The organism is Propionivibrio soli (assembly GCF_025770765.1).
Classification (GTDB): Bacteria; Pseudomonadota; Gammaproteobacteria; order Burkholderiales; family Rhodocyclaceae; genus Propionivibrio; species Propionivibrio soli.
The window spans coordinates 154,116-178,324 of record NZ_JANZKY010000004.1 but is presented as its reverse complement, the minus strand read 5'-3'; the positions used below and the strand labels follow the sequence as shown (position 1 = coordinate 178,324).

Annotated in this window: 19 protein-coding genes; 13 read left to right on the top strand and 6 right to left on the bottom strand. The window is 62.7% G+C overall.

Features of this window, described 5'->3' with window-relative positions:
• The first annotated feature begins 118 nt into the window (after positions 1–118).
• The 5 genes from NZ453_RS06005 (at position 119) to NZ453_RS05985 (ending at position 6,050) form a co-directional block, all read left to right on the top strand.
• Positions 119–526, top strand: coding sequence for a PRC-barrel domain-containing protein (locus NZ453_RS06005; protein ID WP_263769543.1), 408 nt, complete (start codon positions 119–121; stop codon positions 524–526).
• Positions 527–1,020: 494 nt separating this feature from the next.
• Positions 1,021–1,710, top strand: coding sequence for a D-glycero-alpha-D-manno-heptose-1,7-bisphosphate 7-phosphatase (locus NZ453_RS06000; protein ID WP_263769542.1), 690 nt, complete (start codon positions 1,021–1,023; stop codon positions 1,708–1,710).
• Positions 1,707–2,975, top strand: a complete 1,269-nt coding sequence (waaF, locus tag NZ453_RS05995) for a lipopolysaccharide heptosyltransferase II (protein ID WP_263769541.1) — start codon at positions 1,707–1,709, stop codon at positions 2,973–2,975. Before NZ453_RS06000 ends, waaF begins: the two co-directional genes overlap by 4 nt.
• Positions 2,976–2,985: 10 nt before the next feature.
• Positions 2,986–4,791, top strand: coding sequence for a carbamoyltransferase family protein (locus NZ453_RS05990; protein ID WP_263769540.1), 1,806 nt, complete (start codon positions 2,986–2,988; stop codon positions 4,789–4,791).
• Complete coding sequence (locus tag NZ453_RS05985) at positions 4,788–6,050, top strand: glycosyltransferase family 9 protein (RefSeq protein ID WP_263769538.1); 1,263 nt, start codon at positions 4,788–4,790, stop codon at positions 6,048–6,050. The genes NZ453_RS05990 and NZ453_RS05985 overlap by 4 nt, the downstream gene beginning before the upstream one ends.
• A 108-nt stretch (positions 6,051–6,158) precedes the next feature.
• Here the strand turns inward: NZ453_RS05985 and NZ453_RS05980 are convergent, their stop codons facing one another.
• The 3 genes from NZ453_RS05980 to NZ453_RS05970 form a co-directional block, all read right to left on the bottom strand.
• On the bottom strand, positions 6,159–7,457 hold the full coding sequence (locus NZ453_RS05980; RefSeq protein WP_263769537.1) for a DNA topoisomerase IB: 1,299 nt from the start codon (positions 7,455–7,457) through the stop codon (positions 6,159–6,161).
• 50 nt (positions 7,458–7,507) lie between these two features.
• The gene (locus NZ453_RS05975) at positions 7,508–8,719 is read right to left on the bottom strand and encodes a DUF4142 domain-containing protein (RefSeq protein ID WP_263769536.1); all 1,212 of its coding nucleotides are present in this window, start codon (positions 8,717–8,719) and stop codon (positions 7,508–7,510) included.
• A 103-nt stretch (positions 8,720–8,822) separates the two neighbouring features.
• The gene (locus NZ453_RS05970) at positions 8,823–9,287 is read right to left on the bottom strand and encodes a ferritin-like domain-containing protein (protein ID WP_263769535.1); all 465 of its coding nucleotides are present in this window, start codon (positions 9,285–9,287) and stop codon (positions 8,823–8,825) included.
• Between the two features lie 236 nt (positions 9,288–9,523).
• On the opposite strand from NZ453_RS05970, the gene NZ453_RS05965 reads away from it, so the two are divergent.
• Positions 9,524–10,819 (top strand): glycosyltransferase, encoded by a 1,296-nt coding sequence (locus NZ453_RS05965; RefSeq protein WP_263769534.1) that lies wholly within the window; start codon positions 9,524–9,526, stop codon positions 10,817–10,819.
• The gene (locus NZ453_RS05960) at positions 10,816–11,580 is read left to right on the top strand and encodes a DUF2334 domain-containing protein (RefSeq protein ID WP_263769533.1); all 765 of its coding nucleotides are present in this window, start codon (positions 10,816–10,818) and stop codon (positions 11,578–11,580) included. Before NZ453_RS05965 ends, NZ453_RS05960 begins: the two co-directional genes overlap by 4 nt.
• 96 nt (positions 11,581–11,676) lie before the next feature.
• On the opposite strand, the gene NZ453_RS05955 is transcribed toward NZ453_RS05960, so the two are convergent.
• Together NZ453_RS05955 and NZ453_RS05950 are read right to left on the bottom strand one after the other, a co-directional pair.
• Positions 11,677–12,231 carry a phosphatase PAP2 family protein gene (locus tag NZ453_RS05955; protein WP_263769532.1) on the bottom strand — a complete coding sequence of 185 codons (555 nt, stop codon included), beginning with the start codon at positions 12,229–12,231 and terminating at the stop codon, positions 11,677–11,679.
• Between the two features lie 189 nt (positions 12,232–12,420).
• Positions 12,421–13,584, bottom strand: a complete 1,164-nt coding sequence (locus tag NZ453_RS05950) for a glycosyltransferase family 4 protein (RefSeq protein WP_263769531.1) — start codon at positions 13,582–13,584, stop codon at positions 12,421–12,423.
• Positions 13,585–13,882: 298 nt separating this feature from the next.
• On the opposite strand from NZ453_RS05950, the gene NZ453_RS05945 reads away from it, so the two are divergent.
• From NZ453_RS05945 to NZ453_RS05935, 3 genes are all read left to right on the top strand, one after another.
• Positions 13,883–14,905 carry a UDP-glucuronic acid decarboxylase family protein gene (locus tag NZ453_RS05945; protein WP_263769530.1) on the top strand — a complete coding sequence of 341 codons (1,023 nt, stop codon included), beginning with the start codon at positions 13,883–13,885 and terminating at the stop codon, positions 14,903–14,905.
• Positions 14,906–15,262: 357 nt separating this feature from the next.
• Complete coding sequence (locus NZ453_RS05940) at positions 15,263–16,894, top strand: ArnT family glycosyltransferase (RefSeq protein ID WP_263769528.1); 1,632 nt, start codon at positions 15,263–15,265, stop codon at positions 16,892–16,894.
• Between the two features lie 525 nt (positions 16,895–17,419).
• Entirely contained in the window at positions 17,420–18,715 is a 1,296-nt protein-coding gene (locus tag NZ453_RS05935; protein ID WP_263769527.1) for a phenylacetate--CoA ligase family protein, read from the top strand.
• Positions 18,716–19,339: 624 nt separating this feature from the next.
• Here NZ453_RS05935 and NZ453_RS05930 read toward each other — a convergent pair.
• On the bottom strand, positions 19,340–20,602 hold the full coding sequence (locus NZ453_RS05930) for an AI-2E family transporter (RefSeq protein ID WP_263769526.1): 1,263 nt from the start codon (positions 20,600–20,602) through the stop codon (positions 19,340–19,342).
• Positions 20,603–21,034: 432 nt separating this feature from the next.
• On the opposite strand from NZ453_RS05930, the gene NZ453_RS05925 reads away from it, so the two are divergent.
• The 3 genes from NZ453_RS05925 (at position 21,035) to NZ453_RS05915 (ending at position 24,194) form a co-directional block, all read left to right on the top strand.
• Entirely contained in the window at positions 21,035–22,258 is a 1,224-nt protein-coding gene (locus tag NZ453_RS05925) for a zinc-dependent alcohol dehydrogenase (protein ID WP_263769525.1), read from the top strand.
• A gap of 73 nt (positions 22,259–22,331) precedes the next feature.
• Positions 22,332–23,261 carry a YihY/virulence factor BrkB family protein gene (locus NZ453_RS05920; RefSeq protein WP_263769524.1) on the top strand — a complete coding sequence of 310 codons (930 nt, stop codon included), beginning with the start codon at positions 22,332–22,334 and terminating at the stop codon, positions 23,259–23,261.
• Between the two features lie 132 nt (positions 23,262–23,393).
• On the top strand, positions 23,394–24,194 hold the full coding sequence (locus NZ453_RS05915; RefSeq protein ID WP_263769523.1) for an OBAP family protein: 801 nt from the start codon (positions 23,394–23,396) through the stop codon (positions 24,192–24,194).
• The last annotated feature ends 15 nt before the right edge of the window (positions 24,195–24,209 follow it).

Genomic DNA, 24,209 nt, shown 5'->3' with positions numbered 1-24,209 from the left:
CGAGGGACGAGCCGTAGGCCGTGGTGTTCCGTCACGGCGGATAAGTTATCGAGGAGAAAGTTGAGGAGCTGATGTAATGGGGCGTCACAGAAGGTTAGGTCTTTTTTCGGGTATCGCCATGACGAAAAATGCTTTTTCCGCGCCACGCGCAAGCGAGGGGATCGCCCCGCCATCGTCGAGCCACGACCTGCTGAGCGTTAGCACGGTGACCGAAAACCGCGTGCTCAACGGTCGGGCGGAACCTTTGGGAACGATCAACGACGTACTGGTCGACATGGAACACGGCCGGGTAGCGTACGCCGTGATGGCCTCGGGCGGGTTCATGGGGGTTGCCGAACGCTTTTTCGCACTTCCGTGGAACGCCTTGAAGCTCGATGTCGAGCGCAAGTGCTTCATGCTCGATGCCGACAAGTCGATCTTCGAAAATGCCCCGGTCTTCGACAAGGAACACTGGCCGGAGAGTCCTGATCGGCAGTGGCACGAGAGAATTCACACGCATTACCACGCCAGGCCGTATTGGCAATAGCTCTGTAGCCTTTGGTTTGTTGGAGCGGGCGCAAGCGACGCTCCGATTCAGGTGGCATGACGAGAGAGAGCGCGAGAGGGCCGACGCCCTCCGCATCCAAACTCGGCACCTAGCACCTTTTGTTCGTTCTCCTTTTGCTTCGCTCCCTTCGTTTGCCGCTTCAGGCGCCGTTTCCCGCACGTAGCAAGCAAGCCGGCCAGACTCCGTCAGCGGTCGGCACGACGTTTGCCTATCACCGGTCCGAACACCCGCTCTCCGAGACCGAGAGCGAAAAGCATTCGCAAACGAAACGATAGGGGATCGTCACCCATGCAGAAGAACCGAGGGCTCCGGTCCGGGCGCCTGGCATTCCGGCCGTTGCCGACGTTTTCACCGAATAATCGACGGGGAGCCGTTGCATCAGGAAAAATCTACGGACGGAACGACAGAGTGGTTCGTTCTGCCCGCGAAGGTTTTCCGGATGGCGGCGTTTTGCGGCCGGAAAGCGGGGTCCTGTGAGCGGACCTTTCACATTCATGCAATCCGGCGTTACCGGTAACCACGCGCTAACCGCTTTCCCGCCTGTCCTCGTTGAAAACAAGCTCACCCCGGCGGTTTTTCTCGATAAGGACGGCTCGCTGATCGAGGACGTTCCGTACAACGTCGATCCGGCACATCTGCGCTTCACGTCGGGCGCCGTTGAAGGCGTGAGAATGCTCGCCGAGGCCGGCTTTCCCATCGTTCTGGTGACCAATCAACCAGGGTTGACGACCGGCCGCTTTACGCGGGCACAATTCGCCGTGCTCCAGAAAGCGCTCACGGATAAGCTGGAAGCGGAATCTGGCGTTGCGCTGGCCGGTGTTTACGTCTGTCCGCACGCGCCGGATCCGAGCGGGCTGGCTCCCTGCCTCTGCCGCAAGCCGGCACCAGGACTTCTGCGCCAGGCGGCGATGGCGCATCGTTACGATTTGTCGCGGTCCTGGATGATTGGCGACATTCTGGACGACATCGAGGCGGGACGCCGAGCGGGCTGCCGGACGATTTTGCTCGATGTCGGCAACGAAACCATTTGGCGGATCTCGCCGCTGCGCATGCCGCATTACCGTTGCGCCAGCTTGTTCGAAGCCGCGAAGGTGATCGTTGCCGAAGCGGCGACCGACGGTGCGATTCATGGCGCGCCGGTCTTTCCCGCGGAGCCGGCATGAACGCCCGCGTACCGATGACCGCCAGTGAGGATACGGCCCGGCGGTGGCGCGACGTGCGCAACGTATTGGCCGTGCGGCTCGACAATCTCGGCGATGTGTTGATGACGACACCAGCGCTGTCTGCCATCCGGCAGAGTTTGCCCGGCGCCCGGATCACGTTGCTTACCTCGGCGGCAGGCGCAATGGCCGCGCGCCATATTCCAGAAATCGACGAAGCGCTCATCTTCCAGGCGCCATGGATCAAAGCCGGCGCCGCCAACGGCGGGTTCGATGGGCGCGGGACGCAGCGCATGGTGCGTCGCCTCGCGGCCTGCCGATTCGATGCGGCGGTCATTTTCACCGTGTGCACGCAAAGCGCCTTGCCGGCGGCAATGCTCTGCATGCTCGCCGGTATTCCGCTCCGGCTTGCCTATTGCCGCGAGAATCCCTACGCCTTGCTCACCGACTGGGTTGCCGACCAGGAAGTCGTTGCTGACGGCATGCGCCACGAGGTGCTACGCCAACTCGCGCTGGTCGAGCATGTGGGCTGGCGCGCGCCCACTGATCGCCTGCGCTTCCAAGTACCGATGGATGACGCGGTGCGCCTGCAGGAACGCACGTTGTTGGCGGGGCTCGATCCCCGGCAGCCTTATGTCGTGGTGCATCCGGGCGCGAGCGCGCCGTCGCGCCGCTATCCGGCGGCACGTTTCGGCGTTGCCGCACAAGCGGTCGCAGAAGAGAGCGGAGCGCAAGTCGTGTTTACGGGAGCCGCCAGCGAACGTACGCTGATCGAAGAAGCACAAGCCGTCATGACGGTTCCATCCCTTGCCTTCGCGGGCGATCTTTCGCTCGGCGAGCTGGCGGCGCTGATCGCAGGGGCAAAGGTCCTGATCGCCAACAACTCCGGACCCGCACATATCGCGGCGGCAGTGAATACGCCCGTCGTGGACGTCTACGCCTTGACCAACCCGCAGCACACTCCGTGGGGCGTGCCGTCGCGGGTTCTGTTCCGCGACGTTCCCTGCCGCAACTGCCTGAAGAGCGTTTGTCCGGAGGGACACCATCAATGCCTGCTGGGCGTCGAGCCGCACGATGTCGCGGGGGCTGCGCTCGACCTTATGGGACTGGCGCCTCTTGTCATGCCAGCGGCGAACGTCGCCCTTGAACGGTCGCCGGAGCTGCGTTTGCCGGTCGAGAATCGGCTTGGCCGAGAAAATAGAGGAAGCCGAGACAGTGGACGACGCGGGCGAACGGCCGTTGTTCATCCCGTAAAACTATTGGACTGACGGAGCGCCGATGATCACACTCGGAATTAATGCCGCTTTCCACGACAGCGCCGCGGCTATCGCCGCAGAAGGCGTGACGTTGGCGGCCGTCGAAGAAGAGCGCTTTTCCCGCATCAAACACGCGAAACGGCCGGTGCCGTTCTCAGCCTGGGAGCTTCCCTACAACGCCATCGACTACTGCTTGCGCGAAGCCGGCATCTCGCTTTCCGGCGTCGATCACGTCGCCTACAGCTTTGATCCGGCGTGCTTCCCGGGCGCGCCGCCCGCCGATGCGCAGACCATCTCGTTGCCGCTCAAACCTGCCGCAGGGCCGAGCGAGGACTGGAGCAATCCGTGGGATGCATTGTTCACTGCCTATGTCCGAAACGCGCCGCGCCAATTGATCGACGGCGTGCCGCATCACTTGCGGCGACGTTTCGTCGCCAGCCGTCGCAAGACGGATAAGGGCAACGCGCCGGGTTTCAAATGGCATTTCGTGAACCACCACACCTGCCACCAAGCAAGCGCCTTCCTCGCCGCGCCGTTCGAGCGCTGTGCGGTCCTTACCCTCGACGGGCGCGGTGAGCGTGCCACGACGACGTACGGCGCCTACCGCGACAGTACCTATGAGCCGTTCGGTGAAGTGACCGTTCCGAATTCGCTGGGCATTCTTTACGAGCGTATCACCGAGCACTTGGGTTTTCTTCAATCGAGCGACGAATACAAAGTCATGGCCCTCGCGGCTCTCGGCGAGCCCCGATACCGGCAGCCGTTGTCGGATGTTGTGCGCGTCGGCCGCGATGGTCAATTCACCGTCGCTCCGCTCGACATGGAAGTCGTGTTCGGCCCGGCACGAACGCCGGGACAGCGCCTCGAGCAACGCCATTTCGACATCGCCGCGTCGCTGCAGTCGGTGCTCGAAGACACGGTGCTCAGGCTGGCACGCTGGCTGCGCGAGAAGAGCGGCGAGCCGAATCTGGCGATGGCTGGCGGCGTGGCGTTGAACTGCGTGATGAATGCCCGCCTGCGCGATGCCCGCATTTTCGACAATGTCTGGGTGCAACCCGCCGCAGGCGATGCGGGTACGGCGCTCGGCGCCGCGCTGTGGGTGGACGCACGTGAGCGCGCCGGCCGCGAGTTCCCGATCTCCGCCGGGCAAATGAACACCGCCGATGCGCCGCTGGCGCCCCGGCTTTGGCGCATGAACCACGCGTATCTCGGACCGTCGTTTTCTGACGAGGAAATCGAGTCGCAACTGCGCTGGGCAAAGCTCCCTTATCGACGGCTCGACGACGTCGGCGGAGAGACGGCGCGCCTGTTGGCCGAAAACGCCATCATTGGCTGGTTCCAGGGCCGCATGGAGTACGGGCCGCGTGCGCTGGGCGCGCGTTCGATTCTCGCGTCGCCGATCGATCCCGAGATGCAGGCGCGCATGAACGAGTTGAAGGATCGCGAAGACTTTCGCCCCGTAGCGCCGGCGATCCCGCGCGAGGATCTCGCGCAATGGTTTACCCCGGCAGCGGCCAACGGCGGCGATTCGCCGTTCATGCTCTTCATTTACGACGCCTTGCCGGGGCAGGGCAAGCGTATTCCTTCGGCATGCCACACCGACCACACGGCCCGCGTGCAGACGGTGCACGAGGAGAGCAATCCGCGCTTTCACGCGCTGCTGCGTGCCTTCGGCGACATCACCGGGGTGCCGGTGCTGATCAATACCTCGTTCAACGTGCGCGGCCAGCCGATCGTATGCACGCCGAGGGACGCGATCGAGGCTTTTGCCAGTACGCCGCTCGATGCGCTGGTGATCGGCTCCTTCATGTTGCGGAAGACGCCGTGAGTACCGCGATCGAAACGCCTCGGCGCGAGCCCAAGGCCAAGCGGCCGGATTTCGCCAAAGTGTCCCCCGGCCGCGAAGGGCGCCTTGTGTCGAGGCCGCTGTCGATCCGTCACAATGAGCGCGGCGGGGAGCTTGGCCCATTGCCAACCAGGCCCGAACGCATACGCTCGGTGGCGGTCTTCCGTGCCCTCGTGCTCGGCGATCTTCTCTGTGCTGTACCGGCACTGCGTGCCTTGCGGGTCGGGTTGCCCGAGGCGAGCATCGCGCTCGTTGGCTTGCCGTGGGCGCGCGAACTGGCGTCGCGGTTGTCGTGCGTCGACGAATTCATCGAGTTTCCCGGATACCCGGGATTGCCCGAAAGCGTCTGCGACGTCTCCGCTGTGCCGTCCTTTCTCGCCGGGATACAGGCCAGACGTTTCGATTTGGCGATCCAACTGCACGGCGCGGGGACGATCACCAATCCGCTGGTCGCGGCCTTCGGCGCGCGGCGCATGGCGGGATTCCGCGGCACGTCCGCGTGGGCGCCCGATGCAGATGATGGTTTTTTCATCCGCTGGGCGGAAACCGGCCACGAGATCGACCGGCTGCTGGCGCTGCCTCGGGCGCTCGGTATGCCTGAGACGGGGCGCGGGCTGGAGTTCCCGGTCAATGACGCCGACCGCGACGCACTCGCTCAACTGTGGCCCGGTGCGCGCGGCAGCCGGCCCTACATTTGCGTCCATCCCGGGGCGCAACTCGCCTCCCGGCGCTGGATGCCGCACCGCTTTGCGGCCGTCGCCGACGCCCTGGCCGAGCGCGGGTATGTCATCGTAATGACGGGCAGCGCGTCGGAGCAGCCGCTGATCGCCACAGTGGCCGCGGTGATGCACCATCCGGCGGTATCGTTGGCCGGCCGCACAGACTTATGGACGTTGGGCGCCCTGATCGAAGGGGCCGCCGGCATCGTATGCAACGACACGGGTGTGTCGCACATCGCTTCCGCGCTCGGCACGCATAGCGTGATCGTCAGTTGCGGCGGTGACGTGGCGCGCTGGGCCCCCCTTGATGCCACTCGGCATCGTGTACTGTGGGCGCCGATGCCTTGCCGCCCCTGCCAGTTGGCGCTTTGTCCGGAGGTCTGGGGCTGCGCGGCCGCGATCAGCGTGAACGAGGTCGTCGACGTGGTCGATGAAATGTGGCCCCGTGTCGGTTCAGCAACGAACGTCCGTCTTCCGGCGGGAACTGTGCCGCGGTTGACCTTCGGCTATTCACCCCGATGATCCGATCTTCCAGAGGCACGCCGCGTTCACGGTAGCCAGCACCAATTCCTCCCTGATTGCGACTCTATGTATAGAGTGCGGGCAGGACGATAGGGATTCATTAAGGATTCATTTCGTCGTTTTCGTTTTCTCTGACTTCTTTGCCCGGGCGTTGCGGCGAGCGGGCCGTGCTACCTGGACTTTGTCCGCCGCCGGCAACGTTTCCTCAAGCCGCGCCAGAAAGCGCATGAGCCGCTTTTCTGCGGGCTGTAGGCCGTCGAACGCCCGGTCGCCTGAACGCTTGGAGTGTTTGTCCCCGTTCGTACGTAACGGCTCCTCGATGGCCGCCATTGCGGATGGGTCCTTCGCCAGCTGTTGGCCGAAAACGAGAACGCCCGGATGGACGTAGGATTTGCGGCAAACGGCGACGGTGTTGCCGAGGCGGCTCGCCACCGCCGTCAGGATCTCCTTGGCATTGAAAGCGCGTTTCGTGTCTCCCTCGGCCATGCAGGCGAGCCGGGTCAGTTCGAGCGCTTGCACCGTGGCATGCCAGGTGCGGAAGTCCTTGGCCGTGAAGCGTTCGCCGGCGGCTTCGGCCAAGTAGTCATTGACGTCGCCGGAGCCGACTCGGCGCACCTCGCCGCTTTCCTGGTACTGAAATAGCTCCTGCCCGGGCAATTGCTTGCAGCGCCGCACGATGCGGGCAATGCGCGGGTCGTCGAGTTCGACTTCCTGCCGTACGCCGTGCTTGCCGCGAAAGGAAAGCCGCAAGCCGCCGGGGCGCACCTCGGCGTGCCGATCGCGCAGCGTCGTCAGTCCGAACGAATTGTTTTCGCGCGCGTAGGACTCATTGCCGATGCGCACGAAGGTTGTGTCGAGCAAGCGAACCAGCGTCGCCATTACGACACGATACGTGGGAGCGCCGCGGCTGTTATCTGCCGCAAGATCGCGAGCCACGCGACGGCGGATACGCGGCAAGGCGCGGCCGAAGGCCTGCAGCCGCGTGAACTTGTCGGTGCCGCGTTGCTCATTCCAATCGGGATGGTAGCGATACTGCTTGCGGCCGCGGGCGTCGCGCCCCGTGGCCTGCAGATGGCCGTTCGGCCAGGGGCAGATCCACACATCGGTATAGGCAGGCGGTATCGCGAGACGGCGAATTCGCTGCAGTTCCGTCGGGTTCCGAATGCGCCGGCCATCCGGCCCGCGATAGATGAAGGCTTCCTTCGTCCCCTCGCGCCGGATTCCGGGAAGCAGGGCGTCGTTCACATAAACGAGACCCGCAGGCAGTTCGTCGAATGCTTTCTCGGGGGCGGAAGAAAACGGCGCTCCCGATACAGAGAGCGCCGATTCGTTGGAGGGGCGGGGAGTTCTTGAGGAACCGGCAGGCAACGCGGACATGCCGGGCGCGTCTGCGCAGAAGTCCGTCATTACTGTACGCTCCTCCAACTCACCGCACGCAGCGCACGCAGAGCAGGCGACTACTTGGTGCCGCCACCCGCCGTGCCGGCGGCACTCCCGGCGGTACCGCCCATTGCACTGCCTGCGGCGTTACCCGTGCCACTGCCACTCATTGCTCCAGCGGCGTCCGAACCGCCTTTGCGGGATTGCTTGGCCGCTTCCGGAAGCTTCTGGGCTTCAGCGAGGTGCTGCTTGAGGGTCGGCAACGTTTTCTCGGCAAAGGCACGCAGTTCGGGGTCCTTCACTTTTTTCGAGGCTTTCTCGAAGCTCTTGATATCGTCCTTGTGATCGTCGAGGCCGACCTTACGCACGAAGTCACGATCGAAATCCTCGTCTTTCGCCTTGCGCAGTTTTTCGACGGCTCGCCGTTTCATGGCGGGCAACTCGCCCGGCACCTCGACGTTGCGCGCAGCGGCAAGCTTGTTCAGCTCGTCGTTGGCCGCGGTGTGGTCCTTGACCAGCATTTCGGCAAATGCTTTCACCGCCGGGTCCTTGGCGCGCTCGGTGCCCACTTTTGCGGCCTCGACCTCGTAAAGGCCGGAGACGGCAGCGTCTTTGACGAATCCTTTGTCGGCCCGGGCGAGCTTGCCGTCGTCTTTGCCATCGCCCATTTTGCCGCTGGCCTTGTCAGTGGTCGCTTTGCCCCCATCGACCGATGTTCCGGCCGCGGCGTTGCCGCTGCGCGTTTGGTCATTCTGCACGCGGGTCAGCTGAATGCCATACGCTTGGCGAAGATCATCGGGCGACAGGCGAGCAAATCGCTCGCTCGGGTTTTCAAGCTGGCTACTGCCGCCGCTGCCCGTTCCCGATCCGGTTCCCGTCGCACCGCCGGTAGCGCCCGACGTGCCTGAGCTTCCTGTCGTACCGCCAGTGGTTCCGCCAGTGGTTCCGCCGGATGCTCCGCTGGTGGCGCCAGAGCCGGTATCGGCGCCGCTCGACGAACCGCTGCCGGAGCTCGTACCGGTGCCCGAACCACCGGTGCCGCCGGCGCCGCTGGCCGCATCACCCGAGCTGGTGCCTGATCCGGTGCTGCTACCACCGCTTGGCGCGGCCGTCGACGGTGTGGCGGGAGTGGTCGTTGAGGGTGTGGTGGTCGTACTTGGCGTCGTGGAGGAACTTGGCGGCGTCGTGCTCGTGGCCGGCGGCGGATCGTTGCGGCCGCATGCCGTCAGTGCTCCGGCGATGGCGAGGGCGATCAGGGTGTGGCGTGGTTTGAGGTCGAATGTATGCATGCTGTGTCCTTTTGATGTGAGAGATTCATGTGTGAATGTCAATTGGTAGCGCAGTGCGCTGTCGGGTCATGTAGAGACGAAGGTTGAGGTGTGGCGAAACGGCCTACATACCGGTCGAGGTCGTTGTCTGCTGGCGATCGCGCAATGCGCAAACCTGCTCGTAGTTACGTTGGCAACCTTCGTATTGCCTTTGCACAATGGTGCGTACCGGCTCAGGAAGCGGCTTCTCGAGTGCCTTGCGGTAGCTCATTACAGCGACATCCTCGCCACGCTCGCATTCCTTGAGTACGGCGAGATCGTCATAAGTCGACAATGTGCTGCGTACCGCCACCCAGCCGCGATGCATGGCCCCACTTACGCTGCCGGATGTGTCGGGCTTTCCGCCATAAGCGGCGACCTGCTGTTGTAGTTCCGCGGCCGCTTGCCGGCATTGCTCGGCGCGTTGATTGAAAAACACGGCGAGGTCGTCCGAGTCGACGTTCTCGGCGCACGAGCGAAAACCGTACTCGCCGTCCTTGCACGTCTCGATGAGATTATTGAGTGTGGAAACCACTTCGTCGTTGTCCATGCACGATCCTTTCGGTATGAATTTGGAAATAACCGGATTGGGGTTCCTCCCAGCTGGCAACGCTTCGCGCTGTCGGCCGGTGGCCCGTGAGATACGAGGGGCGGCTGCCGATGTCTTGTCCGCCTCGTCCGTCAATCGGCAGATATCGTGCCCAATGACGTGCCCGTGTGCGGATGTACATGAGGCGTGGCGTATCCTTTCCGTGGGCCCGGCATGCCGTTTGCCGGCCGCGTCGCATGAGAGAACTGGAGAATTCACGCGGCGTCGAAATGACGTCGGGAAAACCCGAATGGCATGAGGCGGCGTCCGGCGGCGTGGTTTTGCCAAACATCGCGAACAGGGCCATACCGCACCATCTCGTCGACGTGACGATGTTCTGGAGCGCTGCCTCCGGAGGCGTCCGCCGCTACTTGATGCGCAAACGCGATTGGCTCGCCGCCCAGCCGGGTTGGCGCCATACCATCGTCGCCCCGGGCGCCAACGGGCCGGGGATGATCGACTGCGGCGGCTTGCCTTTGCCGTTTTCCGGGGGCTATTGCTTGCCATTTCGGCGCGAGCAGGCCGCTGCGCAACTCACTAACCTGCAACCCGACCTCATCGAAGCCGGCGATCCGTACCGCCTCGCGTGGTCGGCGCTCGATGCGGCGCAACGACTCGGCGTGCCGAGCGTAGCCTTTGCACATAGCCATATCGCCGCCATGGCCGAGTGCCTGGCCGGAGCCGCGAGCGGACGCCGCCGGGGAGGGCCGCTTTCCGGGTTGGCTCGGCGGGCGGCCGAAGCGTATCTGAAGCGCGTTTATGCCCGCTTCGATCTCGTGCTCGCGCCAAGCGACTGGATGACCGGGCAGCTGAAGGCGCTCGGCATCGAGCACGTTGAGCGACAAAACCTGGGTGTGGACAGTCGGGTGTTTCATCCCTGCCGGCGCGATCCGGCGTGGCGGGAAGCGCTGCATTTGCCGCGCAATGCTCGCGTGCTGCTCTATGCCGGACGTTTTGCGGCCGAGAAGAATCTCGCGTTGCTCGTTGCCGCGATCGAGCGCCTCGGACCGCCCTATGTACTCCTCGCCATCGGGGGCGGACCTCGTCCTCCGGCCGGGTCGCGAGTGCGTATCATTCCGTACGAAGCGCATGCCAGCGAATTGGCGCGGGCCTATGCCAGCGTAGATGGTTTCGTGCACGCCGGAGATCAAGAAACCTTCGGCCTGTCCGCGCTCGAAGCGATGGCATCGGGGACGCCGGTCGCCGTTTGCGCCCGCGCCGGGCTCGGCGAGCTTGTTGGCAGCGAAGCGGGCATTGCCGTCTCGTCGGGAAAGCCCGAAGCCTGGGCCGAGGCCATCGCTTCCCTATTCGACGGAGAACGCGAAAAGAGGGTGCGCGCCGGTCGGCGTCGCGCAGAAGCGCTCGATTGGCGACGCGTGCTTCCGGAATTGACGACCCGTTACGCGCGGCTCATCGAGAACGCTGGTCGTGCAACGGGGCGCGGCTCTGTGCCGATGGCTCATCCCGCGACGAAATCACGCGCGGCGGCATGACCGTACCCGGTATGACAGGCGACGGTACGACGAGCCGCGCGCTGACCGTCGTCATTCACGATGTCGCGACGGCGACGATGCCGGCCTGCCTTGAACTGCTCGACGCGCTGGCCGAGATTGGATCGATGCCCGTGACCTTGCTCGTCGTGCCGAAGTACCACGGGGTTTCACTCGATCGAGCGTCGGAACGTCGAATCGAGCAACTGATCGAGCAGGGACACGAGGTGGCACTGCATGGCTGGTTCCACCACGACGATACGCCGCTCGCCGGATGGACGGATTACTTGAGGCGGCGCTGGTATACCGCCGGCGAAGGCGAATTCGCGGCGCTCGATGAACATGAGGCGACGCGTCGCCTCGAGGAGGGTCGGCGCTGGTTTGCCGCCCGTGCTTGGCCGTTGCATGGTTTTGTGGCCCCGGCCTGGTTGATGAGCGCCGGAACGCAGCGTGCGCTTCTGGCGAGCGCTTTCACCTATACCGCCACACTTTCCAGTCTCATCGCCTTGCCGTCGGCGCAGTCTCTCACCAGCCAGAGCATCGTCTACAGCACGCGCAGCGCATGGCGGCGTGGTGTCTCGCGCATTTGGAATGCTGCGGTGGCTCGTACACTGAGCACGGCGCCCTTGTTGCGGTTCGAGTTGCATCCGCCCGATGCACGGTACGCGGCGGTTCGCGCGTCATGGCGCGGGCTGTTGGCTGCCGCGTTTCGTGAGCGCGAAGCCTTGACGACGCATGAGGCGGTACGGCGTCTCTTGCCGTAAGTGCCGGCCGGCGGCGCGGCGATTCCCGGCAGATGACGGCTCCGGGAACCGTTGCTCAACGGACCACAGGGAGTAGGGGTGGAGGGGGTGCGGAGGTTACGGCCAGGCGAGGACGACTTCCGCGATCATGCCCCCGACCGCGCCTCCCGCAAGCACGTCGCTCGGGTAATGCAGGCCAAGAACGACGCGCGATGCCGACACCAGCGCGGCGAATACCCACAACGGCAGGGCGAACGACGGATAGTGATGTGAAATGATGATGGCGTAGGCGACCGCGTGCAGCGTGTGTCCGCTCGGAAAGCTGAAGCGGTCAAGCGCCCGCGCGCAGGCTCGGATGTCCGGACAGCTCACGTAGGGGCGAGGGCGACCGATGCCATGTTTGAGGCAGAGATAGATGAGCAGGTTGATCCCGCCCACGCTGAGCATTTGCAGCGTGCATGGCCAGCCTGACCAGCCGAGCAGGATCGGGAGGCCTGCCATGGTCGCGTACCAGATTGGTCCGTCGCCCAGCCAACTCACGACGCGCAGGGTCGCCATGACGGCAGGCCACGCGGACACCCGATGTAGGGCATGCGCCCAGCGGCGATCAACGTTGGCACAGCGCACGGCGGTACGCTGGATCCAGGTGACGCGTGACAAGGTAGACCTCATCTGTTCTCCAAATGCTGGCTCCAAAAGCCGACGCCCGCCGATCAAGTACACCATCGGGCGTCGTTAGCCCAGTACCTCGGCGAAGCCAAGCCGCCGGGAGCAGCAATCCGCCGGGCCGATATTCAGGGCTCAGGGCTTCGTGGAAGGAACGGGCAATTGGCGCGCCGCGAGGGCGCCGCTGGCATCGGGCTAGACGACGGCGATACGGCGTCTCGGTTCGAGCACGTCGGCGAATGCCGTTTGAGCGAGCCGGTTTTCGAAGCGCCCGAGCACCTTGTCCCACGTCGTGTGCAGAGCCGATTCGCGGGCGCGGGCTCGCATGGCGGCCAGCGCGTCAGCGTCCATAGCGACGCTGCGGCAAACGAGACCGATGAAGGCGCTTTCGTTGCCCGGCGTCGCCACGAGACCGTTGTCGCCGTGTACGACGAGGTCTGCAGCGGCGGCCGAGTTGAAGGCGATCACTCCCAGTCCAGACGCCAGTGCCTCCAGTGTCACGTTGCCGAACGTCTCGCTTTCACTTGGGAAGACGAAAAGGTCGGCGCTCGCGTAGTGATCCGCGAGGTCTTTGCCGCGGCGGACACCGACGAAACGCGCTGCCGGGAATTCCTTCTCCAATTCACGCCGCATCGGTCCGTCGCCGACGACGATCATGCGCGTGCGGGGGCGCAAGTAGCGCACCATCTCGAAGGCGCGCAACGCCAGTTCAACGTTCTTTTCGCGAGCCAGACGGCCAACGTAGAGCAGCGCGTGTTCATCGTCGCCGCTCATCCCCCATTCGGCCCGCAGAACACGGCTACGGCGGGTCGGCGAAAAAAGCGTCGTATCCACGCCGCGTCCGATCACTTCCAGACGCCGGAAGCCTTCGGCCGCGAGTTGGTTTTGGATCGTCCGCGAAGGCACGAAGGTCAGTCGGCCGCGGTTATGGAATTCGCGCAGGTATCGTGCGATCACGGGGCGCAGCCATCCCAACCGGTAATAAGCGCTATAGACATGGAAATTCGTACGGAAGTCCGTGGTCATCGGTATCTGCCGACGACGCGCGGCCATCATCGCCGCCCGGCCCAGCGGGCCTTCGGTAGCGATATGCACGAGGTCTGGCTTGCTGCGCTGGAAACGCCTCGCCAGCGTCCATGAAAAGGCTAGGCCGAAACGCAAGTCCGGGTACATCGGCAGCGGTAGGCCGGCGGTGCGCAGCTCGTTCGCATCGTCGCGCGCTAGCTCGCCGGGTTGCAACGGGCGGATGAGGTTCACCTGATGGCCGCGAGCACGCAAAAACTGCACGGCTCGCTCGACGGTAAGCGACACACCGTTGATTTCGGGAGGATAGGTTTCGGTGACATAAGCGATGCGCATCGTGGTGAATCCGGAACATGAGGCCTGACGAGAACGCGCGCAGGCACTTGAAAGCGAGGTCGGGACCGGTCTTCGCAGATCGTGAGTGGCGGGTGCCGTCTCGTCCGTCTTGGGCAACGCGCGTGCCTGCCCGGAACCAAGCGCGGGCCTGGAGGTCGGAGCCAGGGCATGCCGGTTGCTTCGCTGTGCGGTGAGCGCATGCGTTGGCGTTGGAGCGTCTTTTTTGCGCTTTGCGTCGCGCCAGTGCCGATGGCTTTACTCCCTGCTGACCCCGACGACCTGAACGAGGGCCGAACCGATGAGTACCGAAAACCAACGCGTGCTGGTAACCGGCGGTGCCGGCTTCATCGGCAGCCACCTTTGCGAACGGCTTCTGGCGCGCGGTTACGACGTGCTCGCGCTCGACAATTTCTCCACGGGGCACGCCGACCACGTGAACCATTTGCTGCACCATCCGGGCTTCAGTCTGGGGACCCATGACGTGACCGAACCGGTGCCGGAATCCGCGGATGGCGCGCAACTCATCTTCAACCTCGCGTGCCCGGCAAGTCCGGCGTTCTATCAGGAAGACCCGGTACAAACTGCATTGACCAGCGCGCTCGGCGCGTTGCATCTGATCAAGCTCGCCCGGCGCAATGGGGCGCGCTTGCTGCAAGCTTCAACGAGCGAGGTGTACGGAGATCCCGAGGTGCACCCGCAACACGAGGATTATTGGGGCTACGTCAATCCGATCGGACCGCGTTCGTGTTACGACGAGGGCAAGCGTTTCGCCGAAGCCCTGTTCTACGCCTATCGGCGCGAAGGATTCTCTTCGATGCGCGTCGCGCGACTCTTCAATTGCTACGGCCCGCGCCTGCGTCCGGGAGACGGGCGCGTCGTCAGCAATTTCATTGTCCAGGCGTTGCGCGGCGAACCGCTGACGGTCTACGGCGACGGCCAGCAGACGCGCAGTTTCTGTTACGTCGACGACACGGTAGATGGCCTGCTCCGGCTGATGGACGCTGACGTCGACGTGCCGGTGAATCTCGGCAATCCAATCGAGAACACGGTTCTGGAATTGGCCGAGCTTGTCCTCTCCCTGACCGGCAGCCGCTCACGACTGGAACGGCGGCCGCTGCCGGCGGACGATCCGAAACGCCGCCGCCCCGACATCACCCGCGCCAGATCGCTGCTTGGCTGGGAACCGCGCGTACGGCTGCGCGACGGTCTCGAACGGACGATCGACTATTTTCGCTGCGAACTCGACCTGTCGCGCCGTACCGTCGTGTTGCCCGCAAAGGGTGTGAATACATGGGCGGTTAACCGGGCTGTTTCCGGCTAATACAGCTCATACCCGCCGCAGTTCGTCCCCAGATAAGCCGCCGGAAGCGCGGTTTCGCGAGCGTTCGTCTCCAGTGCGTTCGAACGATTGTCGGTACAATCCCCGCCGCCGACCTACGGCAACACAGGCAGAGGATTGGCGGTCGGCGCTCTCCGTCTCTTATAGGGGAATGGCCGCGAATCTGTGCCGAGGGCCAGGAAAACCGGTTGTTGAAACATCGAGCCCTGGCTCATTTCCGCCACGCCCATGCCTCGCCCGGCCGTCTTTTCTGGAATAATGTCGCCCGCGGATGGGGACGGTTTGTCCCCGACATAAAGTGGGGCAAATGGGCCCCGCGAAATCAATACGGTGAATAACATGCGGGGCGTGAATTCGGGAATGGCAACGGCGGAGCGCGAAGCGCTGGTACTCGCGTTGCTCATGTTGGCGATATTGACCGGGGTGGCGATCGTCGCACGCCCGATGACGCCAATCGATGAAACGCGGTACGTGAGCGTGGCGTGGGAAATGTGGCTGCGCGGCGACTTCCTGGTGCCTTTCAAGAACGGTGCCGCCTACAGCCATAAGCCGCCATTGATGATGTGGCTGTTTCAACTTGGATGGGCGGTTTTCGGCGTCAATGAATGGTGGCCGCGCCTTGTTTCGCCGCTCGTTTCAGCCGGCAACCTTTTGCTTACGCTTGGCCTGGCTCGACGCTTGTGGCCTGATCGTCCTGGGCTCGCGGGCACGGCGGTGCTGATTCTTGGCAGCAGCCTGCTGTGGACCGTTTTCTCCACGTCGGCGATGTTCGACATCCTGCTTGCCTTTTTCACGCTGATCGGAATGACCGGCATTGCGATGGCCAGCGAGGGACGGCGAAGCGGGTTCGTACTAGTAGCGCTGGCGGTCGGCCTCGGTACGCTCGCCAAAGGACCGGTCATTCTCCTGCATGTGCTACCCGTTGCGCTGCTTGCACCGTGGTGGAATCCGGGTTTGCGCTGGACTCGCTGGTACGGTGGCGTGCTGATCGCCGTCTTGGGTGGCGCGGCGATCGCCTTGGCTTGGGCCATTCCGGCCGGGATGGCGGGCGGCGAGGAGTACCAGCGCGCGATTTTTTGGGGCCAGACGGCGAACCGCATGGTCGAGTCTTTCGCCCATCGCCGGCCGCTGTGGTGGTACGTGCCGCTGCTACCCGTCCTTCTGTTTCCGTGGATGCTGTGGCCGGGACTGTGGCGCGGCATCAAGACGCGACTGCGCGAGGGTGTTGGGCGCGGTTGCCGTTTCTGCCTTGCCTGGATGATTCCGGTCTTCGTTGCTTTTTCGTTCATCAGTGGCAAGCAGCCGCATTATCTGGTTCCCGTTTTCCCCGCCTTCGCGCTGTTTGCCGCTCGCGCTCTGGACGATGAACGTCGCCTGAACGGGCTTTGGTTTCCGACGTGGCTCATTGTGTTGATGGCGACCGGTGCCTCGGCTGTCGCGGTTCTACGGCCCGAGCTCGTTCTGCGCAATGTCGGCGAGTCGCTTGCCCTGTGGCCGATCGCCGTGCTCGCAGTGACCGCCGCGGCGATCTATGCGGTGGGACGGCGTTCCGCAAGACCGGTGGCCTGGCTAGCGCTTCTCGGCGTGGCGGTGTCGGGGTTTGTGCAGCTCGGCGTCTCACCGTCGCTTTACCCGGCGCACGACATGCGTCCGATGGCGAACGCCATCCGTCAAGTACAGGAAAGCGGCCGCCCGGTGGCCCACCTCGGCACGTACCACGCCCAGTATCAATTTGCCGGCCGCCTGCGTGCGCCTTTGCAGGAATTCGATGAGGTCGCCGATTTAAAGAACTGGCTCGCCGGCCACGCCGACGCCGCGGTGGTGATCTATTCAAAGCAGGCCGAGGCTCTGCGGGAAATGCGACCTTTGGCTATGCAGCGTTACCGCGATCGCTACGTGGCATTGGTCGATGCGGCATCGGCCCTCGTTTCCCGCCCGGGATCTGCGACCATGGAGTCGGAGAAGGAGTAACCTCCGGCCTCTTAATACGCCAACCTGCAAATGGCGGCTGAAGCGAAGGTCTGCTTTTGCTGTGTGCAAAAAGTCGGTTGGTGTCGTTGGCTGTCGTTGAACTGGCCAACCATGCATCATCAGGCATCTATCGGCCAGAAGCGGAAATTCGCCCCGGTCTGATCGCCGCCATCGAGACGGCTGATTTACTCCGAAACCTGCCGTAGGGCAAATTCACACTGATCGGCCTTAGCAGACAGACGACAGTGCCGCATGAATGGCCGGTATTAGCGGGTCAACAGTCCTGCGGCAAGGTGGGCATCAAAGGTCTGTTTTGCGTCATGTCGCTGCTCGGGCGGTGTTTGAAGGCCAGTTGAACTCCTTGGCTGTGTTCAGTTCAGCGCGAAGCTTTAGAAGCCGTTCCGCTAGTTGGCATTTTGACTCTATCCGACGCCAATCAAGGCAAGCCCACTTTAGAAAGATTTACTTTTTTGTGGATGTTTATGAAGATGGTTGAGCGTGATCGGTCAAATGGAGGGACGACCAATGCTCACTGAACTGCTTTCGAACTGTCTCCCGGCCACTACCAAGGACGTCGTCTCAACAATTATCCAAAGGGTGACGGACGCTTACAATAATGTTCCGTTTTACAAGAAACTTCTGGATGATCACGCACTGTCGCCAAAGGATTTCAAGGATCTACCTGACTACGTCCACAAATTTCCCAGAACGACCACAAGGGAGTACCGCCGTGTAATGTCGGAATACGGCGCTGCGTTCGTCATGGATAGGCGCTACGCGGACAAACCCATGAAGAAGCTCCTGTCAGGTGGGTCATCCGGAACCCCAGTGCATGTTCTGCGCACTTATCCTGAATATGAGCGAATCCATGGCGCTAATACTGTCTACACTTTCATCAAGGGAGGTGTCAGGCCTTGGCACAAGATTATGGCCTTGGTTCCCCCTTGGGATATCAGGGAAAGGCAGCACGAATTGCAGCGATTGGGCATTTTCCGCAGGTACGACGCGAGTTTTGTCGAACATGCAGACACGATACTCGATCGAATATCCGAACATGGCGTGAATGTCCTCTTTGGTCGCGTCAGCATGATGCGAATGTTGGCAGAAAGATGTCTTGAGTCAGGTAGATCAGTGCATCCGCTGGAGGTAATACTTCCGGGAGCCGAGATTGTTACGCCAGATTCACGCCGACTCCTGTGCGATGTTTTCAAGCCACGCTTATATAGAGAAATCTATGGGTCTACCGAAACCGGGCTAATCGCCCTTAAAAAAGCTGATGGCGATTATGAAGTAAATTTTCGATCGGTGTTTTTTACATTGTCCAACCCTAACGTTGACCATGGCATCGCCACAGGGGAGATCGCGATTACATCTCTCCATGCCGCAGCTGCACCAATCCTAATGCTGGAATTAGGTGATGTTGTCTCTTGCAGAAGGTACGATAGGCTACTCGAACTTAAAACATCAATTACCAGTATTATGGGGCGCGTGAGCGAATATGTCGTGAGTCGAGACGGTGAGAAAATATCGGCTTCGCTTTTCTACAGTTGGCTGACTAATGAACCTTTCGTGCGTCAATTCCGCATTGTTCAAGATAGAGTTGGTGAATGCGACATTTTCCTACGTTTAGCGGATTGCTCAGTAGCCGATAAAGCCAAATTGGAAGCGCGATTGCGTGGGCAACTGGGCGAAAACGTCAACGCTACGATCCGATACGTTGATCGTGTACCTTTCGACGAAAATGGGAAGACGAGGATCGTAGTAAATCGGATTGGTTCCACGGTGCGTTCAGTTGCGAACTCAAATCAATTCTTGACGTGATTCGCCAAGATTTTGAATAAGATACGGCAGCCCGATTCGGAGAAAGAGAGCTACATTCACCTACGCCGCGACCCCTATGCGGCAATCCTTCATACATAAGGGAACACAAGATTCGGTTACCCCGGGAAAGAATCAGGTCTTCGGGCAAAAGGCGAAAACAAGCCCTGGCCTTCAATTACCGTGCGCTTGCGGATTGCAGTAAGCGTGCATGGACGCCTGCTGCGGCGTAGCGGACGCCTGAAGCGGGGGAGCGTCCATGTGCGCAGGTCGTCGAGCTGTTCAGTAGGCTGAGCGGCAGAATAGCGCGGCGCTCCTGACCTGTTTTCACTGCGGTGCCAACGTCCGCTTCGGCCGAGTACCTTTCGGTCACTCTGCTCGCTCAAGGGCCGCTTCAGTCAGAAACCCGCCCTTGGAGAGGCCGGATGACCAAGGTCGGCTTTGGGTCGTGAGCCGACGTAGCCTAAACGTAGCTACACAAGTAGATTGTTCGTACCGAATGGTCTTTTTGAGACTGTTAGTGCCTATGGTGAGCGTTGCAAGCAATTGATTTTATTGCGATGGTAGTAAGCGATTGATTCTCTGAGTCGGGTCGCCTCCGACCCGACTTAGGAGGGGGCCAAGCCGCTACTCGGGTGGTTTCTGCGGAGCGCGCCTCTCCGCAACTCCCCGCAAGAGAGAACCTCGATGCAGCACGACGCCTTGGGTGAGGAGGTAGCTCAGGCTTGGCGGCGGTTTGCGAGCCTCGTCGAGATAGACGCAGACGCGGCGCAATTTACGCACGCGTCGGCACAGGCTCCGGAATCCGATCAGGAACGGAACCGCGAGGACCGCGCCCGCGATGCCCCACATCCAGCCCCATAGCATGACGGATAGGAATACGGATATCCGTGAAAGGGCGAGCCTTCGACCAATGAACCACGGGCTGACGAGATTGCTCTCGATCGCGTGAATGACCATGAAGCCCGCCGCCGGCGCGAGCATCAGCGCCGGGTTGTCGGTGAAAGTGACCACGCCGGCGAGCAACAGAAGGCCCATGGTGAGAATCGGGCCGATGTACGGAATGAAACTCAGAACACCGGCCAGGCTGCCCCACAGTGCCGCGCTGGGCAGGCCGATATAGGCCATGAACGCCATCGTCACCAGCGCGACCCCGAAGTTGATGATCGACAGGGCGCCGATGAAGCGGCCGATCTCGCGTTGCGCGTTGCGTACGCCGCCGAGGAGAAGGGCACGTGTCCGCCGCCGCGAAAACGCCTCGACGGTGCGCGAAAGCAGCCAGTGTTCGGACGCGAGCAGAAAGTACAGCAGGATCACCGTCGCAATCGCCGACAGGCTGAACGAGAACGCGCGACCGATCACGAGTCCGGTAAGCGCCACGCTTTCGCTCACGAGGCGTTCCTTGACAGGATCTTCGGGGGCGGGGGCCTGACTTCGGCGCGAAGGAGGCGGCGCGGGCGGGGCCGGCAAGCCGATTGCCTCCCGAAACTTTTCGGTCTGCTCAACGAGGGCGTCCACCGTCGTCGGTGCCTTTTCCCACCATTCCGAGGCCGGGCCGGCGAGGATAGTACCGACGAGCGCCGTACTGCCGATCAAGGCCAGAACGAGCACGGCTGCGCCGATGAATTCCGGTATGCCGTGGCGTCGGAGAAGATGGACGGGGGTCGAAAGTACGAACGTGAGCACGACGGCGATGGCGATGGGCGCCAGGAGCGCTTGCGCTTCACGTACGAGAAACACGGCCGCGATCGCCAGCAGCCAGCGTAGCGCGCTGGCCCCCGGCAGCTTTTGCGCGGCCGGACGCAGTTCCGTTACCCCGGGAAATGGCGCGGCGGGCGGGAGCTGTGCCGCCGGTGGAAACTCCGGCCTGGGGAGTCCGGGAGCGCTCATGTCGCTTCGGACAGCTTGACCGGAACGGCAGACGCGGCCTTGCCCGACCGGGAGACCCGCCGTTTCGAGGCGTCGCGAGCCCGTTTTCCGAAACCTCTCGGTCCGAACTCAGCCGCCGGACACAAGCCGGTGGCGGCGAACAAAAACGTAAGGTTCGGAGCGGATTCGTACATCGGTTCTCTCGTTGGTGATCGATCGCCGGAAAGAGTCGCTGACCGCCCGGCGGAGGCTCACCGGGCATTCGGCGTGCCTGCGGGCCGGCCATCTCGATGGGCGCCACAGGCTGGTTCAGAGCGGTGCACGGCGATGCTCTATGTGCCAGGGATGGCGAAACCATGGGAATAACCCAAACAGCGCTTAGACTGCCCCGGGAATTTCGCTTGCCAGTCCTCGGTATTCGTTATTCCACCCCCTGGACAAAGGAGTCTTGCGATGAAAGCAGTGGTATTTCACGGTGTGGGCGACATCCGCCTCGAGGACGTGCAGGAGCCGACGTTACAGGAACCCACAGACGCGATCGTCCGCATCACGGCGAGCGCCATCTGCGGCACCGACCTGCACTTTGTACGTGGCACCTTCAGCGGCTTGGAGTCGGGAACCGTGCTTGGCCACGAGGCCGTGGGCATCGTTGAAGAAGTCGGGCCGGACGTGCGCAATTTGAACGCGGGCGATCGCGTCGTCATTCCGTCGACCATTGCCTGCGGTTACTGCGTCTACTGCCGTGAGGGCTATTACGCGCAGTGCGACAACGCCAACCCGAACGGCGCCGCGGCCGGCACGGCTTTCTACGGCGGGCCGAAGGCCAGCGGGGCTTTCCAAGGGTTGCAGGCCGAGAAGGCGCGGGTGCCGTTTGCCCACATCAACCTAATCAAGCTACCGGAAGAGGTCAGTGACGACCAGGCCATCCTGCTCTCGGATATTTTTCCGACGGGTTACTTCGGTGCCGACATGGCCGACATCAAGCCGGGGCATACGGTGGCCGTCTTTGGTTGCGGACCCGTCGGCCAGTTCGCCATCGCGTCGGCCAGGATGATGGGCGCGGGCCGTGTGTTCGCCATCGACACCGTGCAGGATCGCCTCGATATGGCACGGCGGCAGGGCGCCGAGACAATCGACTTCAACCTCGAAGACCCGGTGGAAACGCTCAAGCGGTTGACTGGCGGCATTGGCGTCGATCGGGCCATCGACGCGGTGGGCGTCGACGCCGAGTGCCCGCACAAGGGCCCCGCGGCCGGCACAGCGCAGCAGCAGGGCGAAGAGTTCAAGGCTGAGGTCGGCAAGATCGCACCGGAGCAGAACCCGGCCGGCGAAAACTGGCACCCAGGCGGTGCGCCGTCACAGGCGCAGCGCTGGGCTGTCGACGCGCTCGCCAAAGCCGGGACGCTGTCGATCATTGGCGTCTATCCGCCGAACGACGGTTTCTTCCCGATCGGCACGGCGATGAACAAGAACCTGACGATCCGCATGGGCAACTGCAATCACCGCAAGTACATCCCGCATCTCCTCGAACTTGTACGCACCGGCGCTTTCGAGCCGGAAACCATTCTCACGCAGTGCGAGGATTTGGTATCTGCTGTCGACGCCTACAAGGCATTCGACAAACGCCAGGCGGGCTGGATGAAGGTAGAGCTGCTGCCCGGCGGAGCGGGCGCCTAGCTGCATCACCTTAGGCTATGTCCGCTGGACCGGTGGAGCTGGCGTAAAGGGCGGACGAAGGAAGCGAATAACGATGGGGATGAGCATCGACTTCGGGAAGCTGAAGAGCCGGATCTGGGCCGCCATACCGCGGCCGATCCGCTATCCGATTCAACTGGCGGTCGATGCCGGCGCTCGCTGGGTGGAGGCGAGCGCGCCGCAACTGTCCGCGTCAATCGCCTTCTATACGATGTTCGCGCTGGCGCCGCTGCTGGTGATCACCATCGCGGTGGCCGGTGCCGTCTTCGGCCCTGAAGCCGCGCGGGGTCAGATCGTTGGTGAGATCGAGGGACTCGTCGGGCCGCTGGCGGCACGCGCCATCGAAGCCATGATCAAGTCGGCCTGGCAGGAACCCGGAGGCTTGCGCGCGGCGCTGATCGGCACCGGAACCTTGCTCATCGGTGCCAGCGGCGCATTTGTCGAACTTCGCCGCACGCTGAATCTCATCGGTAAGGTACAACCTCCGGAATCGACGATCGGCACCTTTCTGCGAGTGCGCCTTACGGCATTTGCCTTGCTGCTCGGTTGCGGTTTCCTGGCCATCGCCTCGCTGCTTCTGAGCGCGGTGCTGGCCGCTTTCAGCAATTACATGTCTGCGCATTACGCCGGCCTCGGCGTTCTCGCCACCCTGATCGACATTGCGGTCTCGATGGCCGTCCTCAGCGTCGCGTTTGCTGCGCTCGTCCGTTGGCTTCCCGACACACCGCCGACCCGCAAGGGCGTCTGGATTTCGGCGATTGCCACGGCGGTGTTGTTCACCATCGGCAAGTCGCTGATCGGCTTCTACCTCGGGCGTTCGTCCGTGGCATCGAGCTATGGCGCCGCCGGATCGTTCGTGGTGCTCATGCTGTGGATCAACTACTCGGCGCAGATTCTCCTTTATGGCGCGGCGTTGGGGCGGATCAGCGACGAGTACGACCAGCATGCCCGCGAGCAAGCGCCCGAAGTCCGATCGGCCACCTGAACACCCCTTTGTTTCGGAGCGCCGATTATCGACGAACGGCTTCGCTGCTTTTCGTTGCATTCTCTTGATGCCGTTGTCTTCAGGGGCCGCTGCCCTTCAATCCTGGCCTCACATTTGTCCGAAAGGATTTCCATGGCCTCGCGTTCCACCATCTTTCGTTTTTCACCGGTCCTGGTTGGCTTCGTGTCCGCCATCGGGTTGGCCTCGTCCGCCCTCGGCCAATCGCAATCGACCGTCAAGGCCCGACCTTCGGGCGCGGAGAAAACAGCCGAGACGCGTGCGCTCGAAGCCGGCGCCAAGATTCTGCAAGGCAACTCTCCCGTGGCGACGATGGACATCTACCTGAATGGATTTCACCCCATGAAGGATCACCCCGAACACCAGATGGAAGCGCACCATTTCTGCCGGCAAGTCAATGAAGACTTTGCCCAATGCGCGTTGTTCGACGGAGCGGAGGCCGAAGCCAACCTGAATGGCATCGAGTACATCATCTCGGAGAAGCTCTATGCGACGCTTCCGGAAATCGAGAAGAAATACTGGCACCCGCACAATGGGGAAATCCTCAGCGGACAACTCGTCGCACCGGGTATTCCCGAAGTCGCCGAAAAAGCGTTGATGCGCAAGAAGATGAACAGTTACGGCAAGACGTGGCATGTCTGGAATACTGGTGCGCTGGGCCAGTCGGCCGATGCGCTGCCTTTGGGAGAACCGCGGCTGGCGTGGTCATTCAACCGGGACGACGAAGCCGTGCCGGGGCTCGTCGAGCAGCGCGACCAGCGGCTAAGCATCGACTCGTCCGCCAAGCGTCGCTCCCGCTCGGAATTGGTTCCGCTGGCGCGGCCTCAATCCGGCGTTGACGCGCTCAAGGGCCGATCCCCCCGGCCGACGAGCGATATCCCGGGTGTGCGCGACGGCGGTGCGAGCGGACGCTGACTTGGTCCCGCCATC